This is a genomic window from Oligoflexus sp., from assembly GCF_035638955.1.
Classification (GTDB): domain Bacteria; phylum Bdellovibrionota_B; class Oligoflexia; order Oligoflexales; family Oligoflexaceae; genus Oligoflexus.
Genome location: NZ_DASQYZ010000322.1, coordinates 1 through 6,360, shown reverse-complemented (window position 1 = coordinate 6,360; position 6,360 = coordinate 1). Strand labels below are relative to the sequence as shown.

Here is a 6,360-nt window from a genome sequence, read left to right as displayed (position 1 = left end):
ATGTAACCATACCGGGGTCCAAAAATTTTAAGCTCGCCTGTTTGATAGACCTTATCGATATCCCAAACATGAGTGGATGGATTGTAAGCGACCGTCTGCACCTGACCTGAGGTGATAAGACTTAAATCGATTCCACTGACGAATCCGTATCAATCTGGATTAATGCAAGCTGCGGAGACTTGATCAGCTTCGAAGTTTTACAACGCAGGACAACAGTGAGACGGTGCCACTGAAAAGAAGCTGCAAAATCACAGAAAAATGTAAGCGCTCGGCTGTGCATCCAGTTACCCACAAAATTTGACTTTAATAGGAAGTTTCAAAACTCATTCAACGTAAGCGTAGAACCGAATCAATGTGCGATCCGTTATGGCCAGACACTGACCAACGGCCTGCTGCCAGATCCGTTGATTGTGGCCAAAATGCGCAGGTGTCAGCCACTTATTGTCATCAATCATGGCGGTAGGCACAAATTTTTGGGCTTTAAAGAGCAGATGGAGGACGTCTTCACAAGACACTTCTTGCCGATAGACCAAAGCCATCATAGAGCCAGGAGGCCTCTCTATGAGACTTGGTCCCATCCAAGTGCTTAAGCTGCTGCTCCGTATGCTCACCAAATACGATCAGATATTTCTCTGCCATCCGTTTTGAAGCCATTATGCCGTGCGGCCTATCTGCCCTGGGCGGGCTGAGATCAACGCAGCACGCTGCTCTGCTGCAAGGCAAGTCCATATACACCGTATTCGATCATATAGGCCAGCTGATAGTCCGGAAACGCTTTTTCAAACTTCTCACGGATACGTTTGTAGTGCTCCCCTGCATTTGTACTGGCAAGTTCTGTGCGCCGCGCTCCAAGTTCGCGGACATAGGTGCTCACAAGCTTGTCAGCGGTTTGCAGGTATTTGATCTGGGCGTCAATCGCTGTAGGCAGGGTGACGGCTTCACCGCGGCCTCCATGGACTGTGGGGCTTGTGGAGCCGAAGGTCACTTTCAAAGTCTTAAGAGACTCAATCCAGTTGGACAGATTCGGAGTCACCTGACCTTTGGACAGTCCCCCTTCAAGCCAAGCGTGTGCCTTGTGATGAATGAGGTCGCCAACGACCAGCGCATTGACAGCCGGGATGTAAGCCACGGTTTGATTCGAACTGACACCGGTACGGCCAAGTTCCGAAAGCTCAACAAGATCGCCGCCGGCCAGTTTCAATTGAACCTTGTCATCGAAGATACGGTCGAATGTTCCCGCTCTGGGATAGGTTTCTTCGGTGAACATTCCAGCGTTGACAAAATAAGCCTTCTTATAAGCATGAACTGCTGGCATCGAGTCACGGGTCTGCCGTGAAGCAATGACTTCAGCGCCGGCCTTTTGATAAACCGACAGGGCATTAAATTTATCCGGGTTCGGATGAGTGATAACAAGGTACCGGAGCCTGCTTTGCGTCTGAGTGCGCATATGGCTGATGGCCTTGAGAGCGGCGTCTTCTGTGAACTGCGAGTCGAAGGCCACCACCTCCTGGCCGTTGTCGTAGAAGATGGTTTTGGTGTTGAAACCACCAGCGTCAGATTCAAAGCTGAATATTTTGCCCTTGGCGGAGGCAACAGAGCAGCTGCAGGCAAGAAGGGCGCTGACGGTGGTTTTTAAGAGGTTTTGAGTTTTCATGAGTCGGTCCTTTCATTAACCGTTGATAGACACCTTATCGCCCTTTCCTGCCTTTTTCGTAACACTCAATCATGCATATAGATCCTGCAATTTTGCAGGAATTAGGATAGTATGTTGATTTTGGTCAGGTATTTGGAATAAACTTGCGAAATCCGGGCTGCATGGCATGCCTTGGGAGGGTAACCTTGAAAGGCAATCTGGACTGGAACGATTTAAAATATTTTTTGACCATTTATGACAAAGGTTCGCTTGTTGCCGCCGCCAGGCAGTTGAAAGTGGATGAGACCACCGTCGGCCGGAGGCTGCAATGCCTTGAAACAGCTGTTGGTGCGAGACTTCTGCAAAAAGTGAAGGCGGGCTACATTCTTACGGAAGCGGGGGAGCAGGTTATGTCCATGGGCACTCTCGTCCGTGACCAGATCCAGGACCTGCAAAACCGTCTTGGTACGCTCGATAGCGCACCCAGGGGCAAGGTTCGGTTGACCATGCCCGATACCATGGTCAGTCATCTCATGCTGCCGAAACTTGAACACTTTTTTGAGCAGTACCCGACCATTCGTCTGGAAATCCTGTCAGGATCAGACCTACTCAACATTCAAAAAAGTGAAGCGGATCTCGCCCTTCGCATGGTGCGCCCAACTCAGGAAAGCGTTTATGCGAAACCCTTCGGTCGGTTGCGTTTTGTGCCATGCTTTTCAGCGAAACACTGGTCGGGAAAACCGCCGACATCCATCCCGCTTATCGATTTTCCTGATAGCCAGGCAACTGAGCCGGAACGAAAGCAGCTCCAGGCTCTTCGGCAAGGAGGAGCCCCTCGCCTGCACGTTGTCCGACGTGAGCTTCTCCACACAGCCGTGCGGTCTGGACTTGGATTGGCTTTTCTTCCTGCCTATATGCTGCAAGATGAGCCCGAACTTGTGGTGCATCAGGGTCTTAACGCATTTGTCGTCGACGTTTGGCTTGTTATCAATGCCGGTATGCGCAAGGCAGCTCGGGTCCGCGCGGTTGCCGACTTTCTTGAAGCTGAACTGCGGCCTCTTCTGAATGGTTGAAGCAGCATGGACCAACGTCATGGACTCTGCGGATTGGGAGATTTTTCATGGATGGGAGTTTTTGAAAACCTGTAGGGTGCTCCGTGAACACAATTTTGCACAATGGTCTGCCGAACACTCTCCATGAATAACAAATTTGCCGCCGGTCAAGTGCTCTTCAGAGGAAGATGAGAGATTCGGTAGTGCATGTAATTCCTTTTCAGCGCCTCACATCCTTTGGATGCTGGGGTTTTCTTAAAGTGTGCCTATCATTTGGGTCAGGTCGCATGCATATATCAATACAATCTGCTACCACTGAGGTGGTGGAGCCGCCAGGGTTTTAAATGCAAACTGCTTTCTTTGGGCAGAGTGAGTAAGCTGAAATACCACAATGCAAAAAGCGATCAGAATATCGACAAACGTTCAACGAACGCCGGGACTCGACAACGTAAACCGCTGATCGATGGTAGTTTTCAGGGGGATTGATATTTGCACTTGTCAAAACTAGCGCAGTAGGTTTCCAATAACTGGGGTTGCCAATGATGTGTCAGAAATTGTTGTTCCTCATTTGTGGTCTTCTCGTGATTATAGCAATTAGCAGTGTAACTAAAAAAGAAACGCAGCGGATAAGGTGGAGAAGGTTGAGCAGGGAGAAGTTGAAGTAGAAAGCTTCTCCTATAAGCTCTCCCTCAGGGAACTTGAGGAAATGATGGCCGGGCGTGGCATTCATGTCGTGATCTTGCCATCAAGGTCAAGGAAAAGCTCAATGGCTTTATCGCGCAGTTGAGATGATGACCATGATCAAAAAAGGTCAGATTGATATCCAGGGCTCCACTCTATTCGAGCCGTTTTACGCCCTTGCAGGTTAACTGCGTCCGGGAAATGATTCCTTTACAGCTTCACTTCAGCCTCGGAGATGTTGGCGACAGAGCCGACGCGGTCGGCATCGCACTTTTCTCGCACCTTCTCCTACCCTGACGGCCATTAAAAAAGAATCAACCCGATATCAGAAATCGGACTGATGATCAGCCGCAAATTTGCGACTATGCTCCAAATGCGGACTCACCTTAAATCCCTTGCCCGACTTTCCCTAAGGAGAACGAATGAGCGAACAATCGGCAAACATAAATTTCAAATGGTGGCAGAAAACTTCGATATATCAGATCTGGCCGCGATCGTTTTTCGATTCCAATGGCGATGGTATTGGTGATTTAAAGGGCATAAATGCTAAATTGGATTATGTTAAGGGTATGGGTTTCGAGGCGATTTGGCTTTCGCCCTTCTTCACCACTCCCTTTCGGGACTCGGGCTATGATGTCAGCGATTACTGCGATGTGTCGCCTCAATACGGTTCGTTAGCTGATGCTCAGCTGCTGATTGATGCCGCTCATCAAAAAGGCCTGCGCATAATTTTTGACTTGGTTATGGGTCACACGTCGATTGAACACCCCTGGTTTAAAGAATCACGCTCCAGCAAAACCAACCCCAAACGGGATTGGTATATCTGGAAGCCGGGCAAAGGCAAAAAACCGCCCAACAATTGGAAATCGATGGTCGGCAATCGCGGCTGGCAATACGATGCCACAACCGATGAATGGTTTTATACCAGTTTTCTGAAATTTCAGCCCGACCTCAATTATCACAATCCCGCTGTGAAAAAAGCCATGTTCGACAACGCTCGCTTCTGGCTCAACAAGGGCGCCGACGGGTATCGCCTGGATATATTCAACTGCATTTATAAGGATGAATCCTTCCAAGACAATCCCTTTTCCTGGAAGTATTTTCCGGCCGCGCATACCATGAATGAGGCCTTCTTCCAAAAGAAGATCTATTCCATGAACCACGCCAAATCCTTTGAATTGGCCCGCGAGCTTCGCGCCGTCATCGACGAGTTTCCCGGTGATCGCTTTGTCATTGGCGAAGTGAGCGGCGATGATCTATCGATTAAAAAATATCTGGGTGATGCCAACCAAGGGCTCAACCTCATCTTCATGTTTGAGAATCTTGAATTCACCTTCACGTCCACTTTCTTTCGCAAAATTCTTCAAAAGCACGCCCGGAACTTTCCATACCCATATATGCCGACCTGCGTTTTTGGTAATCACGATGTGACCCGCATCATGAGCAAGTTGAAAGGGGATGAGCGCAAGGCGAAATTGCTAGCACTTTATCAGTTCACGGTGCGGGCGGTGCCAGTGTCGTATTACGGAGACGAGATCGGCATCGTCAACGGCGACACGTCCTTCCGAATGTCGGGCGATGGTATCGCTCAGCAATATAAGTGGCTCGCCAAACCCGTGGCCAACGCTCTTGGATTGTTTTTAAACCGTGAGGATGCGAAAGCCCCCATGCAGTGGGATAGCAGCGCCAACGCCGGTTTCACTGGTGCTCAGGGTAAACCATGGCTGCCTGTCAATCCTGATTTCAAAACCAAAAACGTGCGTCAGCAGCTGTGCGATGAAAATTCGTTGCTGTTGGTATATAGAAAGTTGCTGCATCTGCGCAAAAGCAACCCCCTGTTTTCCGAAGGCGACATCGAGCTCCTGCCGGCCAGCGAGGCCGCTCAGGATCTGCTGGTGTATCGGCGTAGTCTTGGTTCGGCCCAGGCTTTGGTACTGATCAACTTCGGCTGTAAACGGCTGAGCTGGAATAACAACAGTAGCTGCAAACATATTTTATTTTCCATTCATGAGCAGGCCCAAGTGTCGCTCAATCGCATCAGTTTAGACGCTTTTGGTGGTTTGATCGTCAGCAACGCCTAACAAGGTCGTCCCACCTAAAAGCTGAATTTTTCGTGCGTTGCAAGGATATCCAAAGGCCCGTCAGGAAGAAGACCTCTTTCCCTGGGATAGCATCCAGAGCCTTATGTACGGTTTGGGTCCTTTGTGCGCCATACTCCGCATGGTTGACGATCAACAGCCCTCGCTTTCCAAATTTTGAGAATTTTTTGCCTCAAGACTCAAATCCAATGGTTGTGACTAACCCTGCCGAGGCGAGTGCTGACACAAGTCCTGTCGGGGGATGACATCCTCGACATAAGCATTGCGCTGCGACAAAAGATCGGAATCAGACTTGGTCGCACATGCTCTTCTGCAGAAAGCGTTCCTTAATACGAAAGGCCCAAGAGACTTTCGCTGGCAAAGCGATTACATGATGATTCCTTTCTTCAACAGAATGTCAATAAACGTATAAGCAAATTTCGAAATGATTTGCAATGCCAGGTCGTCTTCGTTACATAGCAAATGTTGGCCAATGGCCCATTCCCCATGAAAAACAAGCCCGTGAGCCCTGAGCTCTCAAATATAAGCGTGGAGGGACAAATGCGTGATTGCCTGAAACTGTTTTCAGAGGGTGATACTGTCGAAATTAATGGAAGGCGCGGAATTCTTCGTCATATCACAAACTCCCGCTACTGGGTGATTCATGATGGAGACCATTTGGCGACGGGTTATACACGCGGGCAAATGCGTCGCGGCTTATCCAAATCCTCCCAGGTTCCATTCCTGAAATTAAGTGGTTCCTGCGTATGGTTGCCTCTTTATCAGAAAGAGAACATTTAAAAACGGCTATCGAATTAGGGGGCATGGTTTTGGCCCCCGAATGCCGAAATTTCTTCACTCTTGGTCAGCCTCAATACAGATACCGAGGAGGTCCTGCGTTCGAATTCTGGCGATG

Annotated in this window: 4 protein-coding genes; 2 read left to right on the top strand and 2 right to left on the bottom strand. The window is 49.2% G+C overall.

The genetic code is table 11. From position 1 onward, the window contains the following. Nucleotides 1-323 precede the first annotated feature (323 nt). Entirely contained in the window at nucleotides 324-542 is a 219-nt protein-coding gene (locus VE954_RS29325) for a hypothetical protein (protein WP_324959641.1), read from the bottom strand. A gap of 149 nt (nucleotides 543-691) precedes the next feature. After that, the gene (locus VE954_RS29320) at nucleotides 692-1,654 is read right to left on the bottom strand and encodes an MBL fold metallo-hydrolase (RefSeq protein WP_324959639.1); all 963 of its coding nucleotides are present in this window, start codon (nucleotides 1,652-1,654) and stop codon (nucleotides 692-694) included. 185 nt (nucleotides 1,655-1,839) lie between these two features. Here VE954_RS29320 and VE954_RS29315 point away from each other — a divergent pair, with 185 nt between their 5' ends. Both VE954_RS29315 and VE954_RS29310 read left to right on the top strand, forming a co-directional pair. Continuing rightward, nucleotides 1,840-2,706, top strand: coding sequence for a LysR family transcriptional regulator (locus tag VE954_RS29315; RefSeq protein WP_324959637.1), 867 nt, complete (start codon nucleotides 1,840-1,842; stop codon nucleotides 2,704-2,706). A 1,082-nt stretch (nucleotides 2,707-3,788) separates the two neighbouring features. Further along, on the top strand, nucleotides 3,789-5,447 hold the full coding sequence (locus VE954_RS29310; protein ID WP_324959636.1) for an alpha-amylase family glycosyl hydrolase: 1,659 nt from the start codon (nucleotides 3,789-3,791) through the stop codon (nucleotides 5,445-5,447). Nucleotides 5,448-6,360: the final 913 nt, after the last annotated feature.

What these genes read in the sequence shown, in the direction of transcription:
- VE954_RS29325 (WP_324959641.1), bottom strand. Translation starts at nt 542, where the DNA reads ATGATGGCTTTGGTCTATCGGCAAGAAGTGTCTTGTGAAGACGTCCTC.
- VE954_RS29320 (WP_324959639.1), bottom strand. Translation starts at nt 1,654, where the DNA reads ATGAAAACTCAAAACCTCTTAAAAACCACCGTCAGCGCCCTTCTTGCC.
- VE954_RS29310 (WP_324959636.1), top strand. Translation starts at nt 3,789, where the DNA reads ATGAGCGAACAATCGGCAAACATAAATTTCAAATGGTGGCAGAAAACT.